An 18,434-nucleotide genomic window follows, 5' to 3' on the forward strand; every position below is an offset into this window, starting at 1 on the left:
TGTGCAGGAGAGGGCCGCTTCGCAGCAATTACTTACCCGGAACCAGGGTAAGGCGGGTTTTACCGTAGGTTTTTTCGAAGTTCTGCGGTTGCATGGGGAAGCCGAGGTACTGGCCCTTTAGCCACGGGTCTATGCCGTCCGTGTAGTGCGCACTGGCCGGGTTACTGGATTGGCCCGTACTGTTTTGCCCCATCATCGGTTCGATTTGCCCGAAGTCGACGATCATGCGCATGGCAGGGATCAGCGTAACGTCGAAATTTGATCCGGCGACGCTGTAAGCCGCGGTGTTGAGCGTGGTGTGATCGCCCCCTGCCATGACCGGCCCGCGAACCGTCTGGCCACTGGCATTGCGCCACTGATATTGATGCAGCTTGCCCCACTGCCATGCCCTGCGATCGCTGCCCATCAGGCTGTCACCGGCGTTGATGGCGCCCACCAGGGTGCGGGCCAGAATGGCCGGCTTGTCTTCTTTTAGCGGGGTCCGAATATCGTCCCAGAAGGGGCTGTCTTCACGGCCCAGCAAGTGGTCTGCCACCGCCGAGTAGGACAGGTTGCTGTTGGCAATGAATGCCTTCCAGCTGGCGCTGCTCTCTGGCCCCAATTCATCAAGGAAGAGCTGGCGGGTACTTTCCTGCAAAAACAGTTCATACAGCGCCGCATCGGCCGAGGTCGGGCTGAGTTTGCCGTCAAAGGCCATCAGTCGGCCGAGGGCTTCGCGGGCCTTGGCCTGATCGGTCGCGGGCAACCCTGCGATCGCCTGCTTGAGTGGCAGCGCCATCCCGGGGGCGGTCAGCATGGTCTTCAGCTTGGTCGCGAACAGCGTGGTTTGGTCGTATTGCATCGCGATCATGCTGCGAGCGTCCTGTTTGCCGCTGCCTGCCAGTTGCGCAAGGCGCTCACTGCGTTCAGGTGACAGCCACGAGTTGGACAGTTGCATGCCGTAGCCATAGGCGGCAGTTCGCTGGTTGGCCGTACCCAGCCAGCCCTGGGCCGGGTCCTGGTCGTAGGGGTGCAGCATCGGGTCGGCGTAACCCTCCCAGTCGTAGCGGCTGTCCCAGCCCGGTGACGGGAACAGGCCAAGGCCCTCGCGTCGGTTCGGATAGAGACCGGTCACCTGCCAGCCAATGTGACTGGCGTCGGCGTACAACAAATTCAGGGCCACAGCGCGTATTTCGCGGCTGGCATCCGAGGCTTTTTCGCTGTTCTGGGCGCGGGACAGGTCAAAGAACGCATCCAGGGTTTTGTCACCCTTCAAGTCCGGGGTTTGCAGGGCAAGGCCAAGGCTGCTGTTCAGCGCATTGGGTGTGCCTACCGCGCTGTTGAGCAGCGGCCCGTGGCGGGTTTCGTAAATGACCTCGCGTACCGGGCGCTGGCCTTTGACGAAAAACGTTTCGTTGCGCACCGTCGCCGGCAGCCATTTGCCGTCAGCAAGGTAGTACAGGCTGCTGCCTTGGCGTTTGAGCTTCTCCAGGAACACGTCCTGGTTATCCCCCATCGCCATGCTCATGCCCCATGCCACTTTGCCATTGAAACCGGCAAACAGCGTAGGCAAACCCGCGATGGTTGCGCCCGCAGCCTGATATTTCGGAGCGCGAATCTGTACGTAGCTCCACGCCGAAGGGACGCCGATGGGCTGGTGAATATCGTTGGCCAGCAGGCTTTTGCCGCTGCGGCTGCGTTGCGGGCCAATCGCCCAGCCACTCGACGCCGTGACGCCGGGCAGGCTCAGTTGGGTGATCTGCTCCAGAGTCTGGGTCAAGGGGCTCAAACCTTGCAGTTGGCTACCCAGGGCAAGGCCTTTGAGCTTGTCTGCTTCGCTGGTGGGCAGGGCTTCGTTGGGGTAGGTCGGCATCAGCCACGGGAGTTTGTCCGTGCCGACTTTTTGTGCAAGCGCCAGGGAGTTGAGTTCTTCTTGCAGATTGGTCGACATCCCGAAGTTCAGCAGGCTGAAAATCAGCGCCGAGTCTTCGGGTTTCCAGTACTCGACTTTATAGCTGGCGTGCGCCAGATCGGCCGGGAGCTTGTCGCGATAGCGGAACAGATAGGCGTTGACCCCGCGGGCATACACCTCGAAAAACTGCTTAAGGCGCGGGGATGCACTCTTATAGAGTTCGTCAGCGTTCTTTTTCAGATTGATGGTGCGCATCAGCCGGTCGGTTTCCAGGGCGTCGGCACCGTTCAGCTCGGCCAGTCGACCCTGTGCCAGCAAGCGCAGGCGCACCATCTGGCTGATACGGTCACCGGCGTGCACATAACCCAGGGTGAACAGGGCGTCATGAAAGCTGCTGCTTTCGATCAGCGGCATGCCCTGGCTGTTGCGACGAACCGACACATTCTGCGCCAGCCCTTTGAGCGGCTGCATGCCAGAGGTAGGTACCAGGCTTTGAGTGGTCTGATTGTTAATCTGGCAACCGGTCAAGCCCAGCAGGCTGACCACTGCCGCGGCAACGCCGAACCGGGGTAGAAAATGAGTAAGGGCTGGCGAGGCCATGGCAAAGCTCCTGCGGGGGGATGTGTCATCGAAAGCCGCTACGTTAGTGAGGCCGATGACACCGTGCAAGCGCTATCTGTAGCCGTTTCCGCAGGCTGCGATAAGGCCCGCAGGGCCTTCAAATTCATAGAGCCGCTGCGCGGTCCGTTGCAGCCTGCGCCAGCGGCTATGCAAAGCCTGATCGGGTTACTTGGGCGGGTTGATTTTATCCACCAGCGCGTAGGCCCGTTCAGTGGCCGGGCGTGCCTTGATGCGCTGGAACCACACCTTCAGGGCCGGGAAATCGTCCAGGTTCTGGCCTTGCCACTCATGGGGCACGATCCACGGGTAAATCGCCATGTCGGCAATGCTGTACTCGGCCCCGGCCACAAAGTCCCGACCCTCCAGCTGTTTGTTCAAGACACCGTACAGGCGGGCCGTTTCATCGGTGTAGCGCTTCATCGCGTACGGGATTTTTTCCGGTGCGAAACGATTGAAGTGATGATTTTGTCCGGCCATGGGGCCCAGGCCGCCCATTTGCCAGAAAAGCCATTGCAGGGCCATCTGCCGACCGCGCAGATCCTTGGGCAAAAATTCCCCGGTTTTTTCCGCGAGGTACAACAAGATAGCGCCGGACTCGAACAGCGACAGCGGTTCGCCGCCGTCGGCCGGAGCCTGGTCGACAATGGCAGGGATGCGATTGTTTGGGGCGATCTTCAGGAAGTCCGGAGCGAACTGTTCATTTTTACCGATGTTGATCGGGTGAACCTTGTAGGGCAGGCCAGCTTCTTCAAGAAACAACGAGACTTTGTGGCCGTTGGGCGTGGTCCAGTAATAAAGATCGATCATGAAGGGCTCCAAAAGGAAATAATCACGCAGCAAGCAATGGCCGTCAGAGGTGGCCGTTGGCTGTGGGTTGTCAGTTTTACTCCCAAAAGAGCGTCGGATGAAAGCCGGTGATGGATTCTTGATCTGAATTTTCATTGCGCAAAAACACAAACGCCGCACATGCCCAAGGCAGGTGCGGCGTTTGCAGAGCGCCCCGTGGGATCAGGCGCCGTGGCACTTCTTGAATTTTTTGCTGCTGCCGCACGGGCAAGGGTCGTTGCGGCCAACGTCTTTCAGTTCGTTGCGCACAGGCTCTTGAGGTGCATGGCCGCAATGCGGGCCATGTACATGACCATTGTCGTGGTCATGGGTGTGGCCATGATCATGATCGTGGTTGCAGTCGGGGCCATGAACGTGGGGTTGTTGGGTCATTGCTCAATCACTCTGGAATAAAATCACCGGGGATTATCTCGCCTTTACGCGTCACGTGCACGTCGTAACCGTAGAACAGGCCGGTTTCAAGTGTGCCCTCAAACCGGTAGGGGATGGGCCGGTCGGGTGTTTCGAGCAATTTGACCAGGGGACGCACCTGTGGCCAGAGGTTGGTGCGAACCGGGATCGTGAATTCCGCCTGGCTGTTGGGTTCCACGCTGAACCAGTGTTCTCGTTCACCTTCAGTGAGTTTTATCGTGCCCAGGTACACGGTATAGCTCAGGCCCCGCACGGTGAGTGTGGAGTCATTGGGGTTATCGATCATGAAATGCAGCTTGAAGCGTTGTTCCAGTAATTTGGCCTGAACCAGTTCAACCCTGACCAGGCGTACGTCCGGGTCCTTGTCTGCGGAGTCAAACCAGGAGACGCATCCCGACAGCATCAGGACCATCGCCAGGGCAGTTGCTTTTATTATTCGAGCCCGAGCATCCATTCCTTACCCCTCAAAGTGCCAGAATCCGGTCAGCCTATTGACTGAAAAAGCCGGCACAGCATTTTTTGAATTTAAGGCCGCTGGTGCATGGGCATGCATCGTTGCGCCCAACCTTCAGCGGTACCGTGGGGTCGATGAAATACCAGCGGCCACAGCTTTGTACAAATGACGAGCGCTCGCGGTGGCTGTGCTCACCGTTGGCGTCATGCCAGCGTGCAGTAAAGGTCACAAATGCATGTTCAGGCTGACCGCCGAACACTTCGCTGCCTTCGACCGTCAGGCCCAGCCAGGTACTTTGCGCGCTCCAGTCGGCAATGGACAGCCGATCGAGCCCGGCCTGCTGCACGGGCAAGGTGGTCGCGACCAGATAGTCGATCAGTCCCAGCACATAGGCGCTGTAACGCGAGCGCATCAGTGTTTCGGCGCTTGGGGCCGGATGACCGTCGTGATAGTGCCCGCAGCAGGCGTCCAGAAGGTTGCCGCTGCCACAGGGGCAAATGGATGTACTCATCGGGTTACCACCAATACTTGCCAAAATTTTCCGGATTGGCCCAAAACCTGGCGTTGAGCCAGTCGGGTACTTGTTTGTACTCGCGCAGATCGTAAGTGAAAAGAGTCAGTACCTGCTCGTCACGCTGAAAGCGCTCATTACTTTGCAGGGCGAGTGCGAAAAAATCGGTTTCTTTCCAGTCGCAGGCCGTCAGGTCCACCAGCACGGCGATGCGGCTGGCATTGAGGTTGCGAATCCCTCCCAACAGCTCCAGACCTGTGCGTTTGGGCAGGTGTTCCAGGCAATCGATCACCAGGGCGAGGTCAAAGCGCTGTGCGCCAAGGTCCTGGGGCAGTGGGCCGGGCGCTGCGTGAGCGACCAGTGCCTGAGGGTGCGCAGCCTGAAAAGCGGCCAGTGCCGGGAAGCTGCTGGCGCCGACCACGAGCAAGCGTTGCGGCGCATAACGATCAAGCAGTGCTGCCAGCGCTTGCTGGGGCGTGCGTGTAGAAATACCGAGCGTCATCGAAAGTCCTCACTTAGAGCGTCCAAGACTAGCCTGCGCGAGCCTTGCGGCCTAGGGGTGCTGTCACGATGCTGGCGCATACCCCAACCGAGGTCTTTACTTTGCGGTGCATCGGCCAGACGCCGACCCTCAGGAGTGATCCCCTTATGAGCCTCATCAGAACAGCGTTACCTTTGGTTGTTCTCACCAGTGTTTTAACGGGCTGTGCCGGGTTGCAGAAAACCGATTGGCCCACCTGTGCCGCCGTCGGGGGTGTGGGCGGGGCGGCGTTGGGCGCGATAAACAGTTCAGCCTGGGCCGGGGGCGGTGCCCTGTTCGGCGCGGGCATGGCTGCCGCTTATTGCTGGGTTCACGGCGATGGCGATGCGGATGGCGATGGTGTACTGGATAGTCGCGACAAGTGCCCTGACACACCCAAGGGCGTGAAAGTCGATGACGTGGGCTGTCCGATTGTGGCCGTGGTTGTGGTGCAGGAAGTGGTCGTGGTCAAGGAAGAAGCGATTGTGGTGCGTGATGTGAATTTCGAATTCAACTCCGCCAAACTGACCGCGTCCGACAAGGACAAGCTCAATGTGATTGCTGCCCGCCTGAAAAAAGACGCAGCCAATGCGCAGCTCAAGGTCACCGGCTACACCGACAGCGTGGGTAATGAGGCATACAACCTCAAGCTGTCCAAACAGCGTGCGCAGTCAGTGGTCGAGTACTTGATCGAAAGCGGCGTGCCGCGCAGTCAGTTTGTCTCTGTGGCAGGTGCCGGCGAGGCGAACCCGATTGCCAGTAACCAGACCCCTGAAGGTCGGGCCCAAAACAGACGTACCGAGATCCTGATCGTTCGCTGAGCAGGCACCGGGTACTGAGGTTCGCCGCAGGTTTGATCACCAGGGTCAATTCTGCGGCGAAACTTTTTGTAAAGGTATCTGGCGCCGTGCTCCTGCAAGCCGTTACTGTGCGTCCAAAGAAAATCTGAAGGCGGATGTATGAAGATGCTTTGGGGGCTGGGTAAGGCATTGACGCTGGTGTTTTGGGGCGTGGTACTGATCAACCTGTACGATCCCTTGATCTACCCGTTCGATGTGTTGATTAACGCTGCTGGCAGTCTGTTGCTGCTGACCCACGCGCTTGAAATGCTGCTGTTCAAAGCCCGTCTGCAAGACCGGCCCCATCCCTGGCGTGATCGCCTGCTGATTATTGTGCTTGGAATTTTCCACGCCTACACCCTTGCTGAGCGAGAGCCCCGTCATGCGTAAGTTATGTTTGCTGGCTGTCCTGTGCAGCCCTTTTGCCCATGCTGACGTGGTACTGGTTGAAGCCAACTCGCTGATGCGCCTGCCCGCCAACGCCAGCGTGTTGCACCTGGAAAAACTCGACGTTGCAGATTACGGCACGTTATTGATTCCGGCCGGTGTCACTCAGGTCAACATCGACCAACTGCATTTGGGCCGCGAGGCGCGCATCACCCTCGTGCCAGCCGAACGCGGCATAGAGCTGCGGGTGGTCCGTGCCGAACTGGGCGAAGGCAGCCAGATCAATGCCCGCGGTGCCGCAGGCACCTTCGAAAAGCCGGCACGGCCAGCACGGGACCTGAGCCTGCGCATCGAGTCACTGCAAGCGCCGCAACTGTCCATCGACGCCCGTGGTGGTACGGGGGCGCCGGGTTTTGTCGGGCTGGATGGCGGCAACGGTGAAAATCCGGGTTGTACCTGGGGTTCGGCGGGCTCAGGTGCCAATGGCGACAACGGTGGCAATGGCCAGCCGGGTGCAGCAGGGGGGCAGGTGCGGGTCGAACTGCCTCGTGACTACCCAGGCGAGCAGATCAGCGTGCGGGTAGACGGTGGTGCGGGTGGCAAGCCCGGGGAAGCCGGACGCCCGGGCTCAGGCGGTAAATCCAAGGGTTGCATCGTGTACCGCACGGACGGCGGCAAATCGGGCCGTCCCGGTCTGGCCGGGCAGCCGGGTGAAGCGGGTACAGCGGGCGCGGTGACTCTTCAGCGGCTGTAATCCAGGCAGATTGTGGGAGCAAGCCTGCTCCCACACACTTCGAAGTTAACCGTCAGACTCAGAAACCCGGCCGTGCCGCCGCAATGGCCACCAGTGCCAGGCCCACAAGCAGGTTGCACCCCACCAGTCGCCGGATCCGGCCCATCACCGCTGCGCCTTCTGCCCACGCCTGGGTCTCTACGGCCTTGCGCAATTCAGGCAATTGCAGCGACTGGATCCGGATAAACAGCGCCACCATCACGATGTACAGCCCCATCATGATCTGTACGTAGCGCGGAGCCGTTTCAAAACCGTTGAAGCGCATCTGCAGCAGGCCGACACCGCTGATCGGCAAAATCACCACCGCGACCCATACCCAGACAAAAAAACGTTGAAACACTTCAACCCACAGTTTTAACCGCGCAGGGCCTTCCAGGGCTGCGATTGCCGCCGGGCGCAGGATCATCCAGGCGAAAAACATGCCGCCCACCCAGATCAGGGCGGCCAATACATGCAGGCTGTAGGCGAGGGCAAAGGCGGTCATTGGGGTACTCCGTTCGGCGCGGGATGAATTAGCGGGGTATGATAGCGGCCATTCGAACCACTGAAAATTTATCCAGCGTTTCTTGCGCCCGAAGAATCATGATTAGTACCGAACTCAAAACCCAGATCCAGGGCGCTTATTCGCGTTTTCTCGAATCCAAAAGCCTTAAGCCCCGTTACGGCCAGCGTTTGATGATCGCTGAAGTGGCCAAGGTGCTGGGTGATATCGACACCGACGAAGAGAACCACCGCAGTGGCGATCCGGCTGTGGTCGCTGTAGAAGCGGGCACCGGCACCGGTAAAACCGTGGCCTATTGCCTGGCGGCCATTCCAGTGGCCAAGGCGGCAGGCAAGCGACTGGTAGTCGCCACCGCCACCGTCGCGCTGCAAGAGCAGATCGTCTACAAGGACCTGCCGGACCTGATGCGCAACAGCGGGCTGAATTTTACCTTCGCGCTGGCCAAGGGGCGTGGCCGCTACATGTGTCTGTCCAAACTCGACATGCTGCTGCAAGAGGGCCACGCGCAAACCGCGACGGCGCAGCTGTTCGAAGAAGAAGGCTTCAAGATCGAAGTCGATGAGGCCAGCCAGAAGCTGTTCACCAGTATGATTGAAAAACTGGCCGGCAATAAATGGGACGGCGACCGCGACAGCTGGCCCCAGGCGCTGGAAGACCAGGACTGGGCACGCCTGACCACCGATCACAGTCAATGCACCAACCGTCATTGCCCCAACTTCGGACAGTGCGCCTTTTACAAGGCCCGCGAAGGCATGAGCAAGGTGGACGTCATTGTCACCAACCACGACATGGTCCTGGCTGACCTCGCCCTGGGTGGTGGCGCTGTATTGCCTGACCCCCGAGACACGGTCTACGTGTTCGACGAAGGTCATCACCTGCCAGACAAGGCTATTGGCCATTTCGCCCATTACACCCGTTTGCGTTCAACAGCCGACTGGCTGGAGCAAACCGCCAAAAACCTCACCAAACTGCTTGCCCAGCACCCATTGCCGGGCGACCTGGGCCGTTTGCTGGAGCAAGTGCCGGAGCTGGCCAAAGAGATCAAGGCCCAGCAACAGTTCATGTTCGCGGCGTGTGAGCAAATTGCGGACTTTAAAGTGGGTGAAGAGCCAGAGGGCCGCGAGCGTCCCCGCCACCGCTTTATCGGCGGGTTGATTCCCGATCACATGCGTGAAATGGGTATCGAACTGAAAAAAGGCTTCTCGCGCCTGACGGATCTGTTCACCCGCCTGACCGAAATCCTCAAGGACGGCATGGACGGTGAGGTCAATATCGGCATCACCAGCAACCAGGCTGAAGAGTGGTATCCGCTGTTTGGCAGCTTGCTGTCCCGTGCCCAAGGCAACTGGGAATTGTGGACTGCCTTTACCGTCGAAGACCCTGAAGACAACCCGCCAATGGCGCGCTGGCTGACCCTGGCTGAAAGCGGTTCGCTGTTTGATATCGAGGTCAATGCCAGCCCCATCCTTGCCGCTGAAATGCTGCGTCGCAACCTGTGGAACGTGGCTTACGGCGTCCTGGTGACATCGGCCACCCTGACGGCACTGGGCACGTTCGACCGTTTCCGCATGCGCGCAGGCCTGCCGAAAGCCGCCGTTACCGCCGTGGTGCCAAGCCCCTTCCATCACGCGGATGCGGGCGTTTTGCGGGTGCCGGACCTTAAAGCCGATCCGCGTGACGCGACGGCCCATACGGCGGCGATCATTCGTGAGCTGCCGGCACTGGTCGAAGGTTCGCGGGGCACCCTGGTGCTGTTTTCATCGCGCAAGCAAATGCAGGACGTGTTCGACGGCCTGGAGCGGGACTGGCGCAAGCAAGTGTTTATCCAGGGCAACCTGTCCAAGCAGGAAACCCTCAATAAACACAAGGCCCGGGTCGACGGTGGAGATTCCAGCGTACTGTTTGGCCTGGCCAGCTTTGCCGAGGGTGTGGACTTGCCCGGCGCCTATTGCGAGCACGTGGTCATCGCCAAAATCCCGTTCTCCGTGCCCGATGATCCCGTCGAGGCGGCGCTGGCGGAGTGGATCGAAGCCCGTGGCGGTAATCCCTTCATGGAGATCTCGGTGCCCGACGCTTCGCTGAAGCTGGTGCAGGCTTGCGGGCGGCTGCTGCGAACCGAACAAGATCGCGGCACGATCACTTTGCTGGACCGGCGACTGGTCACCCAGCGCTACGGCAAAGCCATCCTTAATGCATTGCCGCCTTTCAGGCGCGAAATTTCTTAAGTGCGAGTCGGCGTTATTGCCGACTTTGCTGTCTATGCTTTGACCTTCACCACCTCACAGGCCCGTTTTCGGCCGTTTGGGAGAGCCAGATCCATATGATTCGCCGTTCGCTGTCTGCTGTTTTTGCGTTGCTGGTTACGACCCCGCTGTTGGCGGCGCCTGCCGGTCAACAAACCCTGTTCAATTTCGTTCGCCCGGCAGATGTGGTGCAAGTGGCGACTACGGATGCGAGCTTGCCGCAATACAATGCGGAGCAAACGGCGGAAGGCGAAGTGCTGCGCCGCGTGATCTTCAACCCGGCCGCCGCGCCGAGCCTGCGGTTGACCCCGCAAACCGGAGTATGGGACTGGTCCCAGTCGGGGATGATGACCCTGCGCATCCAGAATGCGATGAACTGGGCGCTGACCCTGGACGTGACCGTGCAGAGCAGTAACGGCCAAACCCTGACCAGCCGTGTCGCACTGCCAGCAGGCCCGGCGCAGACTCTGCTGTTGCCATTGAAGGCCAATTCGCCTCGCAGCCAGGGCATGCGAGCCGGCCCGCCAATGCCGATGACAGTCGATGGCCAGCGCATCTTGCTGGCCGCCAGCACGGGTGACATCGATCTGAGCCAAGTGGTCTCGGTGAGCCTGTCGATCCCGCAACCGGCTGCTGCGCAAAGCATTCTGCTGGAGCGCTTCGGGGTGCAGGACGGTGAGGGCGTGATCAAAGCTGTTTATGGCTCGATCGTCGATGGCTACGGCCAGTCGACCCGTGCCAAATGGCCGGAGCGTGTGGCTAACGACGAGCAGCTCAAGGCGGCGGCAGCCAAGGAACAGCAACAACTCAAGGGCTGGCTGGCCGGACGTGCCGACCAGGATAAATATGGCGGCTGGCTCAAGGGACCAGGGTTTGAGGCGACCGGTTTTTTCCGCACCGAAAAACGTAACGGACGCTGGAACCTGATCACCCCCGAAGGTCATCCCTTTTACTCCCTGGGCCTGAACGCCGTGACGGCCAACGACAGCCAGACCTACGTCGCAGGCCGTGAGTGGATGTTCACCGACTTGCCCAAGGACGGCGCTGCGCTGGCCAGCTATTACGGTACCGCGGACAACAACAGCGGCAATGCGTCCACTCAGGGCAGGGGCTTCAACGCAGGTCGCTGGTACAACTTCTACGGTGCCAACCTGCAACGGATCTACGGCGAACCTTGCCCACCGGTAAAAGCCGAGCTAAAAACCGAGCCGGGCAGCACACCCGCCATTCCTTGTGCGCCTGAGGCCTTCGATGCCAAGCGCTGGCAAACCCATACCCTGGATCGACTGCAAGCCTGGGGGTTCAACACCATCGGCAACTGGAGCGACCCGCAGTTGGGCCTCAATGATCGCGTGCCGTATACCTTGCCGCTGTCGATTGTGGGTGACTACACCAGCATCAGTACCGGCGCCGACTGGTGGGGCGGCATGCCCGACCCGTTCGACCCGCGCTTTGCAATGGCCACCGAGCGCGCCGTGGCCATTGCTGCCCGTGACCATCGTGACGACCCGTGGTTGATCGGCTATTTCGCCGACAACGAACTGGCGTGGGCAGGCCCGGGTGATGATCCGAAATCCCGTTATGCGTTAGCCCTCGGCACGCTGCGCATGACCACCGACGCACCGGCCAAGCGCGCATTCCTCAAGCAATTGCGGGACAAGTACCGCAACCAGCAGGGCCTGTCCAAGGCCTGGGGTGTGGATATTCCGGCGTGGGAGCTCATGGAAGACCCGGGCTTCGAGGCGCCTTTGCCTAACGCCGAACACCCGGAAATCGAAGCCGATTACCAGTATTTCCAGAAAGTCTTCGCCGACACCTACTTCAAGACCATTGCTGACTCGCTGAAATGGCATGCCCCCAATCACTTGCTGCTGGGCGGGCGTTTCGCCGTCAGCACGCCAGAGGCCGTGGCATCCTGCGCCAAGTACTGCGATGTGCTGAGTTTCAACCTCTACACCCTGCAACCGCAGGACGGTTATGATTTTGCCAAGCTGCGCGAACTGGATAAACCGGTGATGATCACCGAGTTCAACTTTGGCTCCCGTGACCGCGGCCCGTTCTGGGGCGGCGTCACCGAAGTGGCCAACGAAGAGGCTCGTGGTCCGGCCTACAGCAAGTTCCTCAAACAGGCCGTGGCCGAGCCATCGATTGTCGGTGTGCACTGGTTCCAGTACCTGGACCAGCCGGTAACCGGTCGCCTGCTGGATGGCGAAAACGGTCACTTCGGCATGATCGGTATCACCGATTTGCCGTTTACCGGATTTGTCGACAGCGTACGCAAGTCCAACCTGCAAGCCCTCGACCAGTTGGGCCAGGAAGCGGCCAAAGCCCGGGCCGAGGAAGAAAAAGCCGCCAAGGCCCCCGTGCATGCAACCGACGACGGCAGCGGCGGACGCTCTGGCACAGGGCATGCGGGCGGTCATTCCGGCAAAGGTCACTGAGAGGTCAAACCCGATGGGCGGCGAAGTATTTCATCGCCCTGAAGGGTTTCTACCTGTTCAATTCCCACTTTAAAACTAAGGTCCTTCACTCAACTGAATGGAGTCTTGGTCATGGAAGCTAAAGGGAAGTGTGCAAGTGGATTTGAGGCCGTTCAGCAAGCCTTCGAGGCGATCTTTGACGATCCGCAGGAACGTGGGGCAGGACTCTGTGTGCAGGTCGGTGGCGAGACGGTTGTCGATCTGTGGGCGGGTGTGGCGGACTTGGAGGGTCACAAGCCCTGGCGTCACGACACGCTGGTCAACACCTATTGCTGCATCAAGCCTTTCACCGCCATCGCGGCGCTGATGCTGGTCGAGGAGGGCAAGCTGGAGCTGGATCAGACGGTTGCCCACTATTGGCCGGAATTTTCCCAGGGCGGTAAAGGGCGCATCACATTGCGCCAGGTGTTGTGTCATACCTCCGGCATCCCCGCGCTGCGTTTGCCTAACCGCACGCCCATCATGTACGACTGGGATGCCATGGCCGAGGTCGTGGCAGCGGAGCCGCTGTGGTGGGAGCCCGGGACCGATGTAGGCTACGGCGCTACCACGTATGGCTGGATCGTTGGCGAATTGATACGCCGGGCCGATGGGCGAGACCCCTGCAGGTTTATTCGTGAACGGATTTCTGAGCCCAATGCTTTGGAAGTGCATATGGGCGTTGATTCGGAGCACTTTCATCGCATTGCTGCTTTTGAACGCGCTGAAGGGAGAACGGGCGATAACTACGCGCAAGACCTTCGCACCGTGATGGTCAGCGAGCCCGAGCATGTCGCGACCCTTGCCTTTACTAACCCCTCCAATGCGTCGAGGCAAACGTCGGACCCCCGCTGGTGGGCTTATCGCCATCCCGGTGTGAATGGCCACGGCACCGCTCATGGCCTGGCCGGGTTTTACAGTGCGTTGATGGGCGGGCGGCTGGTGGGGCCTGAACTGCTTGAAGAGTTCACCCGCGAGCACAGTAACGATATAGACCGAACCCTGCTGCGGCCCATGCGCTATGGCCTGGGCTGCATGATGGAACAACCGGCCGATCCGGGAGCGTCACATCGCATGGGGCCAAAGGCTTTCGGCCATGTGGGGCTGGGTGGGCCGATATCCTTTGCCGACCCTGAGCGGGATGTAAGCTTTGGTTTCGTGACCACCACCATGGGCAGTCATGTGCTGATGGACCCGCGCGTGCAAAAACTGGCGCCTTTGGTCTACGCGGCACTTTAGGCCGGGTTGACGATGTGTAGCCTCTGCCTTCTGCAGTGGCTACAAGCGTTCTATTTCACAAAAAATCCACTTTGGCGCTGATACTTTCAGCGCCGATTCAATAACGCCCAAAAATTGTGCGTCCAGAGCGCGTTGCTCTGTTTCAAAATCCTACCGGTGCTGGAACAATGCACGCCTTGTAGAGCCATGCAGATCCAGGAGGTGCGGGTGCAGATTCAGGGTTTTCACGACCTTAAGTTCGAAGCAGTACGCGAGGCGTTTGCTGATCTTTTCAATGATCCGCAAGAGCGCGGTGCGGCACTGTGCATCCAGATCGGTGGCGAAACGGTACTTGACGTGTGGGCCGGTACGGCTGACAAGGACGCAGAGCAACCGTGGCACACAGACACCATTGCCAATCTGTTTTCGTGCACCAAAACCTTTACGGCTGTCACCGCGCTGCAACTGGTGGAAGAGGGCAAGCTGGAACTTGATGTGCCCGTTGCCCGTTACTGGCCTGAGTTTGCGGCAGCGGGTAAAGAATCCATCACGTTGCGCCAGCTACTGAGCCATCGGGCCGGTTTGCCGGCGTTGCGTGAATTGATGCCGCCAACGGCATTGTATGAATGGCAGACCATGGTCGATGCGCTGGCCGCTGAAGCGCCCTGGTGGACACCAGGCGAAGGCCACGGCTATGCCGCGATCACCTATGGCTGGTTGGTGGGCGAGTTGATTCGCCGTGCCGACGGCCGCAGTGCGGGCCAGTCGATCATGGCACGAACGGCCAGGCCGCTTGGGCTGGACTTTCATGTCGGGCTGGCGGATGAAGAGTTTTACCGGGTGGCCCATATCGCCCGCAGCAAGGGGACGATGGGGGATGCGGCGGCGCAGCGTCTGCTGAAGGCGATGATGAACGAGCCCACCTCCATGAGCACACGGGCATTCACCAATCCGCCGTCGATCATGACCAGTACCAATAAGCCCGAATGGCGCCGGATGGAACAGCCTGCGGCCAATGGGCACGGTAACGCCCGTAGCCTGGCCGGGTTCTACAGTGGCTTGCTCGATGGCAGTCTGCTTGAAGCCGAAATGTTCGAGCAACTGACCCGCGAGCACAGCCTGGGCGAGGATAAAACCTTGCGCACCCAGACCCGTCTTGGATTGGGTTGCATGCTGGATCAGCCGAGCGTGCCTAACGCGACCTTCGGTTTAGGGCCCAAAGCCTTTGGCCATCCAGGTGCTGGCGGGTCGGTTGGCTTTGCCGACCCGGATTGTGAAGTGGCCTTTGGTTTTGTGACCAACACCATGGGGCCTTATGTTTTGATGGACCCAAGGGCTCAAAAGCTGGTCAAAGCCCTGGCGACGTGTATCTAGTCGGGTATTTGTAGGCCGTAGGTCGGAACCCTGTAGCTTTTATGAGTGCAACGTTTTTTTATGTAGGCTTATTGCCTCTTTATTCCTAATTCATTGTGTGGATATTCAATGTCATCTAATAAGACCCTAGCTCTGGCTCTCTGCCTGGCCATTACCGGTTGCGCACAAACTCCACAGAATGACGCCGAAGGTGGCCATAAGTGGTGGCAGTTGGGCTCATCCGACCAGGCGTCGACGCCTGCCGATAAAGGCACCAGTGCTGCGGCCAAACCGGCAGACGCCAAAGTAACGCCGCCCGTGGCCAAAGCTGCAGCTCCCGCTGCCAAGGCTCCGACGCCAGCACCGGCTGCCAAAACACCCGCTCCAGCTGCCGCTGCCGTTGCCCAAGACAGTGGCTCCAGCTGGTGGCCATTCGGTTCTGACTCCGCCAAGAAAGACGCCCCGGTTGAAAAGGAAAAAGTGGCAGCCGTTGTCGCACCTGCTGGCGCGTCAACCTCTACCAAAAATTGGTGGTGGCCGTTCGGTGGCGATGACAAAGCGTCCAAAACTGCCCCGGTTGGCGTGATCCCGATGCCAGACCCGAAAATCACTCAAGCCTGGCTGGATGAATACGAGCCGCGCCTGCGTGTCGCGATCAAGGACACCAACCTGCAACTGGAACGCCGCGAAAACCTGCTGATCATCGTGGCTTCGGCTGACAGCTCGTTCAAGGCGACCCGTCCTGACTTGCTGATGCCGTCGATGCTGGGCCCGTTCACTCGCGTGGCCAAAGTCGTTGAAGGCGATCCAAAAACTGCCGTGTTGGTGTTGGGACATGCGGACTCTGCAGGCGCTATGGCCGCCAATACCCGTTTGAGCCTGGATCGCGCCAAGTCAGTGGCCGCCATCTTCCGCATGAGCGGTTTGCAAGGTAACCGCCTGACTTTGCGTGGCATGGGTTCTGTGATGCCGCGCGCAGCCAACGACAGTAATGAAGGTCGTGCGTTGAACCGTCGGGTTGAAATCCTGATGACGCCGCAAGCCACGATGGTCGCGCTGGTCAGCAAATACAGCCAGCCAGCCTTGTCGCCCGCTGAACTGGTTGCTGTGCAGCCTGCAGTTCCACCTTCTGTAGCCAAGAAGAACGCAGCGGCACCGGCCAAGAAAGGCGTTGTAGCCAAGAAGGCGGCACCGGCCAAAAAAGCAGTGAAGCCAGCGCCAGCCAAGAAGCCGGTCGTGGCTAAAGCCAAAGCGGCTGCGGACAAGAAAGTTGCCGCCAACGATCAGACCAAGAACTGATTGATTCAGGGAAGGATTGCGGCATGACTCAAGCATTGGCAGATATGCGACGTGATTACACCCGTGACGGGCTGGCCGAGGCTCAAGCCCCGGCCGAGCCCTTCGCGCTGTTTCATCAGTGGTTCAACGACGCGGTCAAAACCGAACAGCCACCGGTCGAGGCGAATGCCATGACCCTGGCCACCGTCGATGCCGAGGGGCGTCCGCATTGCCGTGTGCTTTTGCTCAAAGGTCTGGATGACCAGGGGTTTACCTTTTTCACCAATTACACCAGCGCCAAAGGCCAGCAACTCGCTGAGCGTCCGTTCGCGGCCATGACTTTTTTCTGGCCAACCCTGGAGCGTCAGGTGCGCATCGAGGGGCAAGTGGTCAAGGTCACGCCCCAAGAGTCCGATGCCTATTATCAGGTTCGACCTATAGGCAGCCGGATCGGAGCCTGGGCTTCGCCGCAAAGCCAGGTGATTGCGGATCGTGACGAGCTGGTCGGTTTGCTCAAGGCCACCGAGGCGCGGTTCAGCGACACCCAGCCCCATTGCCCCGAGCACTGGGGCGGCTACCGGTTGTTGCCCCAGCGCATTGAATTCTGGCAGGGGCGGCCAAGCCGTCTGCATGATCGCCTTAACTATCGGCGTGAAGGGACTGAGTGGACTCGAGAGCGCCTGGCGCCTTAACGACGTTACTTGCGAGGGTGGCGCGCAATGCAAGATGATTATTTCGCGCTACTCTTTGCTGAAGTTTTGAAACGGCGAAACGGTTCTGTTTTTACTGTACAGACGCTGAATAAAGCCTTTTTACCCGCGCTGTACCGTGACAGGTCCCCGGCTGCGGAGTTTAATGAATCCCTGATCTTTTGGAGTTGATCCTATGCGTAAGTCTGTTCTGTTGGTTGCCGCTTTTTCTACCATGACTGTCTTGTTGGGCGGCTGCACCTCCAACCTGACCGGCGATACCTACTCCCGTGACGAAGCTCGACGTGTACAGACCGTTCGTATGGGCACCATCGTTGCCTTGCGTCCGGTGCAGATTGAAGGCACCAAGACTCCGATCGGCGCTGCAACCGGCGCTATCGTGGGCGGTGTGGGCGGCAGCGCCATCGGCGGTGGCCGTGGCAGCATCGTGACAGCTGTTATCGGCGCAGTAGCCGGTGGCCTGCTGGGTTCTGCGGCCGAATCGGGCCTGACCAAGACCCAGGGCGTAGAAATCACCGTACGTGAAGACGACGGCAGCACCCGTGCCTATGTGCAGCAGGTTGAGCCGAACCAGGTGTTCCGTACCGGTGAGCGAGTGCGCATCATGACCGTTGATGGCACCAGCCGCGTTACCCAGTAAACCGGGCGGCAGCGCTAAAACAAAACCCCGGCCAGTGCGAACTGGCCGGGGTTTTTTCATGTCCGCTGATTCAACTCAGGACGAGTGCCTGAAGGCCTGGTCGGCCCCCGACAGCGTTATGGCGATGTGATCCAGCAAGCGTTCTGCCGTGTACTTGGGCATGGCGTCGAACGCCAGCACCACTGCCAGGCCCATCACCAGCGCTGGCCGTGGAACCTTGCTGAGGTTGTATTGCTTGACGCTAAACAAAAACACACACGCGGCAACCGAACCTATCAGTGCGCCTGCGATAGCCTCCGGCAATGGGTGAATGGTATGGGCAACGTAATGGATGGCAAACCACCAGGTCGCCACTAAACCGGCTCCCAGTACTGGCCAGCGCAAACGTTGATCGAGCTGTTGGCACAGCAGATTCAGCATCACGGTGAAGACCAGGCAAGCGTTCATCGCGTGTCCGCTGAAGACGGCAATGCCCAGGTCATGCAGGCCAATGCCCCACCCCTTGAACAGGATCTTGCTCGCGCCCACGATGAAGTAGGCACACACCAGCACGCCCAACCATAGACACGCGATTTTTTTCGACGCACCAACCCATAACCAGGCAGCAATGACCAACGCTGCCGGGAACATCACGGTGATGCCCGCGTATTGCACAATCTGAAATTTATCGACCACGTTTCCCTCTTTTGGCGGTTCAGTCGCGACAAAGGCAACGCAGATGATCTGCGTTGCCTTTGTCCGGGCCAGCCCGCTCCCGC

Annotated in this window: 19 protein-coding genes; 11 read left to right on the plus strand and 8 right to left on the minus strand. The window is 59.6% G+C overall.

Going from position 1 to position 18,434, the window contains the following annotated elements; translation table 11 throughout:
* Positions 1-28 precede the first annotated feature (28 nt).
* The 6 genes from V6P94_RS08385 to V6P94_RS08410 form a co-directional block, all read right to left on the minus strand.
* Positions 29-2,491: a penicillin acylase family protein gene (locus V6P94_RS08385; RefSeq protein ID WP_326398393.1), complete on the minus strand. Its 2,463-nt coding sequence runs from the start codon at positions 2,489-2,491 to the stop codon at positions 29-31.
* A gap of 186 nt (positions 2,492-2,677) precedes the next feature.
* Positions 2,678-3,319, minus strand: coding sequence for a glutathione S-transferase N-terminal domain-containing protein (locus tag V6P94_RS08390; protein ID WP_326398392.1), 642 nt, complete (start codon positions 3,317-3,319; stop codon positions 2,678-2,680).
* Between the two features lie 201 nt (positions 3,320-3,520).
* Positions 3,521-3,730 carry an SEC-C metal-binding domain-containing protein gene (locus tag V6P94_RS08395; RefSeq protein ID WP_019823514.1) on the minus strand — a complete coding sequence of 70 codons (210 nt, stop codon included), beginning with the start codon at positions 3,728-3,730 and terminating at the stop codon, positions 3,521-3,523.
* Positions 3,731-3,737: 7 nt separating this feature from the next.
* On the minus strand, positions 3,738-4,223 hold the full coding sequence (locus tag V6P94_RS08400) for an LEA type 2 family protein (protein ID WP_219260802.1): 486 nt from the start codon (positions 4,221-4,223) through the stop codon (positions 3,738-3,740).
* A 34-nt stretch (positions 4,224-4,257) separates the two neighbouring features.
* Complete coding sequence (locus V6P94_RS08405) at positions 4,258-4,734, minus strand: YchJ family protein (protein ID WP_326398391.1); 477 nt, start codon at positions 4,732-4,734, stop codon at positions 4,258-4,260.
* A gap of 4 nt (positions 4,735-4,738) precedes the next feature.
* Positions 4,739-5,236: a DUF6231 family protein gene (locus V6P94_RS08410; RefSeq protein ID WP_326398390.1), complete on the minus strand. Its 498-nt coding sequence runs from the start codon at positions 5,234-5,236 to the stop codon at positions 4,739-4,741.
* Positions 5,237-5,382: 146 nt separating this feature from the next.
* Here V6P94_RS08410 and V6P94_RS08415 point away from each other — a divergent pair, with 146 nt between their 5' ends.
* The 3 genes from V6P94_RS08415 (at position 5,383) to V6P94_RS08425 (ending at position 7,234) form a co-directional block, all read left to right on the plus strand.
* Positions 5,383-6,075 (plus strand): OmpA family protein, encoded by a 693-nt coding sequence (locus V6P94_RS08415; RefSeq protein ID WP_133075870.1) that lies wholly within the window; start codon positions 5,383-5,385, stop codon positions 6,073-6,075.
* A gap of 138 nt (positions 6,076-6,213) precedes the next feature.
* Positions 6,214-6,483, plus strand: a complete 270-nt coding sequence (locus V6P94_RS08420; protein ID WP_133075869.1) for a DUF1145 domain-containing protein — start codon at positions 6,214-6,216, stop codon at positions 6,481-6,483.
* Positions 6,476-7,234 carry a collagen-like protein gene (locus V6P94_RS08425; protein WP_326398389.1) on the plus strand — a complete coding sequence of 253 codons (759 nt, stop codon included), beginning with the start codon at positions 6,476-6,478 and terminating at the stop codon, positions 7,232-7,234. The genes V6P94_RS08420 and V6P94_RS08425 overlap by 8 nt, the downstream gene beginning before the upstream one ends.
* Before the next feature lie 58 nt (positions 7,235-7,292).
* Here V6P94_RS08425 and V6P94_RS08430 read toward each other — a convergent pair whose 3' ends face one another.
* Positions 7,293-7,757, minus strand: a complete 465-nt coding sequence (locus tag V6P94_RS08430) for a CopD family protein (protein ID WP_133075867.1) — start codon at positions 7,755-7,757, stop codon at positions 7,293-7,295.
* A gap of 98 nt (positions 7,758-7,855) precedes the next feature.
* Between V6P94_RS08430 and dinG the strand changes: the two genes are divergently transcribed.
* The 8 genes from dinG to V6P94_RS08470 all read left to right on the plus strand — a co-directional run bounded on the left by dinG (position 7,856) and on the right by V6P94_RS08470 (position 17,676).
* Positions 7,856-10,000, plus strand: coding sequence for an ATP-dependent DNA helicase DinG (dinG, locus tag V6P94_RS08435; RefSeq protein ID WP_133075866.1), 2,145 nt, complete (start codon positions 7,856-7,858; stop codon positions 9,998-10,000).
* Positions 10,001-10,095: 95 nt separating this feature from the next.
* Positions 10,096-12,459: a beta-galactosidase gene (locus V6P94_RS08440; protein WP_326398387.1), complete on the plus strand. Its 2,364-nt coding sequence runs from the start codon at positions 10,096-10,098 to the stop codon at positions 12,457-12,459.
* 111 nt (positions 12,460-12,570) lie between these two features.
* On the plus strand, positions 12,571-13,716 hold the full coding sequence (locus V6P94_RS08445) for a serine hydrolase domain-containing protein (RefSeq protein WP_326398386.1): 1,146 nt from the start codon (positions 12,571-12,573) through the stop codon (positions 13,714-13,716).
* A gap of 207 nt (positions 13,717-13,923) precedes the next feature.
* On the plus strand, positions 13,924-15,069 hold the full coding sequence (locus V6P94_RS08450; protein WP_133075978.1) for a serine hydrolase: 1,146 nt from the start codon (positions 13,924-13,926) through the stop codon (positions 15,067-15,069).
* Between the two features lie 108 nt (positions 15,070-15,177).
* Entirely contained in the window at positions 15,178-16,347 is a 1,170-nt protein-coding gene (locus V6P94_RS08455) for an OmpA family protein (protein WP_326398385.1), read from the plus strand.
* A gap of 23 nt (positions 16,348-16,370) precedes the next feature.
* Positions 16,371-17,018 (plus strand): pyridoxamine 5'-phosphate oxidase, encoded by a 648-nt coding sequence (gene pdxH, locus V6P94_RS08460; protein WP_326398384.1) that lies wholly within the window; start codon positions 16,371-16,373, stop codon positions 17,016-17,018.
* A gap of 27 nt (positions 17,019-17,045) precedes the next feature.
* Positions 17,046-17,207: a hypothetical protein gene (locus V6P94_RS08465; protein ID WP_219260795.1), complete on the plus strand. Its 162-nt coding sequence runs from the start codon at positions 17,046-17,048 to the stop codon at positions 17,205-17,207.
* 4 nt (positions 17,208-17,211) lie between these two features.
* Positions 17,212-17,676: a glycine zipper 2TM domain-containing protein gene (locus V6P94_RS08470; protein ID WP_133075861.1), complete on the plus strand. Its 465-nt coding sequence runs from the start codon at positions 17,212-17,214 to the stop codon at positions 17,674-17,676.
* Between the two features lie 75 nt (positions 17,677-17,751).
* Here V6P94_RS08470 and V6P94_RS08475 read toward each other — a convergent pair whose 3' ends face one another.
* Positions 17,752-18,351 carry a hypothetical protein gene (locus tag V6P94_RS08475; RefSeq protein ID WP_133075860.1) on the minus strand — a complete coding sequence of 200 codons (600 nt, stop codon included), beginning with the start codon at positions 18,349-18,351 and terminating at the stop codon, positions 17,752-17,754.
* Positions 18,352-18,434 lie beyond the last annotated feature (83 nt).

Source organism: Pseudomonas sp. ML2-2023-3, from assembly GCF_037055275.1.
Taxonomy (GTDB): domain Bacteria; phylum Pseudomonadota; class Gammaproteobacteria; order Pseudomonadales; family Pseudomonadaceae; genus Aquipseudomonas.

What these genes read in the sequence shown, in the direction of transcription:
- V6P94_RS08385 (WP_326398393.1), bottom strand. Translation starts at nt 2,491, where the DNA reads ATGGCCTCGCCAGCCCTTACTCATTTTCTACCCCGGTTCGGCGTTGCC.
- V6P94_RS08390 (WP_326398392.1), bottom strand. Translation starts at nt 3,319, where the DNA reads ATGATCGATCTTTATTACTGGACCACGCCCAACGGCCACAAAGTCTCG.
- V6P94_RS08395 (WP_019823514.1), bottom strand. Translation starts at nt 3,730, where the DNA reads ATGACCCAACAACCCCACGTTCATGGCCCCGACTGCAACCACGATCAT.
- V6P94_RS08400 (WP_219260802.1), bottom strand. Translation starts at nt 4,223, where the DNA reads ATGGATGCTCGGGCTCGAATAATAAAAGCAACTGCCCTGGCGATGGTC.
- V6P94_RS08405 (WP_326398391.1), bottom strand. Translation starts at nt 4,734, where the DNA reads ATGAGTACATCCATTTGCCCCTGTGGCAGCGGCAACCTTCTGGACGCC.
- V6P94_RS08410 (WP_326398390.1), bottom strand. Translation starts at nt 5,236, where the DNA reads ATGACGCTCGGTATTTCTACACGCACGCCCCAGCAAGCGCTGGCAGCA.
- V6P94_RS08415 (WP_133075870.1), top strand. Translation starts at nt 5,383, where the DNA reads ATGAGCCTCATCAGAACAGCGTTACCTTTGGTTGTTCTCACCAGTGTT.
- V6P94_RS08420 (WP_133075869.1), top strand. Translation starts at nt 6,214, where the DNA reads ATGAAGATGCTTTGGGGGCTGGGTAAGGCATTGACGCTGGTGTTTTGG.
- V6P94_RS08425 (WP_326398389.1), top strand. Translation starts at nt 6,476, where the DNA reads ATGCGTAAGTTATGTTTGCTGGCTGTCCTGTGCAGCCCTTTTGCCCAT.
- V6P94_RS08430 (WP_133075867.1), bottom strand. Translation starts at nt 7,757, where the DNA reads ATGACCGCCTTTGCCCTCGCCTACAGCCTGCATGTATTGGCCGCCCTG.
- dinG (WP_133075866.1), top strand. Translation starts at nt 7,856, where the DNA reads ATGATTAGTACCGAACTCAAAACCCAGATCCAGGGCGCTTATTCGCGT.
- V6P94_RS08440 (WP_326398387.1), top strand. Translation starts at nt 10,096, where the DNA reads ATGATTCGCCGTTCGCTGTCTGCTGTTTTTGCGTTGCTGGTTACGACC.
- V6P94_RS08445 (WP_326398386.1), top strand. Translation starts at nt 12,571, where the DNA reads ATGGAAGCTAAAGGGAAGTGTGCAAGTGGATTTGAGGCCGTTCAGCAA.
- V6P94_RS08455 (WP_326398385.1), top strand. Translation starts at nt 15,178, where the DNA reads ATGTCATCTAATAAGACCCTAGCTCTGGCTCTCTGCCTGGCCATTACC.
- pdxH (WP_326398384.1), top strand. Translation starts at nt 16,371, where the DNA reads ATGACTCAAGCATTGGCAGATATGCGACGTGATTACACCCGTGACGGG.
- V6P94_RS08465 (WP_219260795.1), top strand. Translation starts at nt 17,046, where the DNA reads ATGCAAGATGATTATTTCGCGCTACTCTTTGCTGAAGTTTTGAAACGG.
- V6P94_RS08470 (WP_133075861.1), top strand. Translation starts at nt 17,212, where the DNA reads ATGCGTAAGTCTGTTCTGTTGGTTGCCGCTTTTTCTACCATGACTGTC.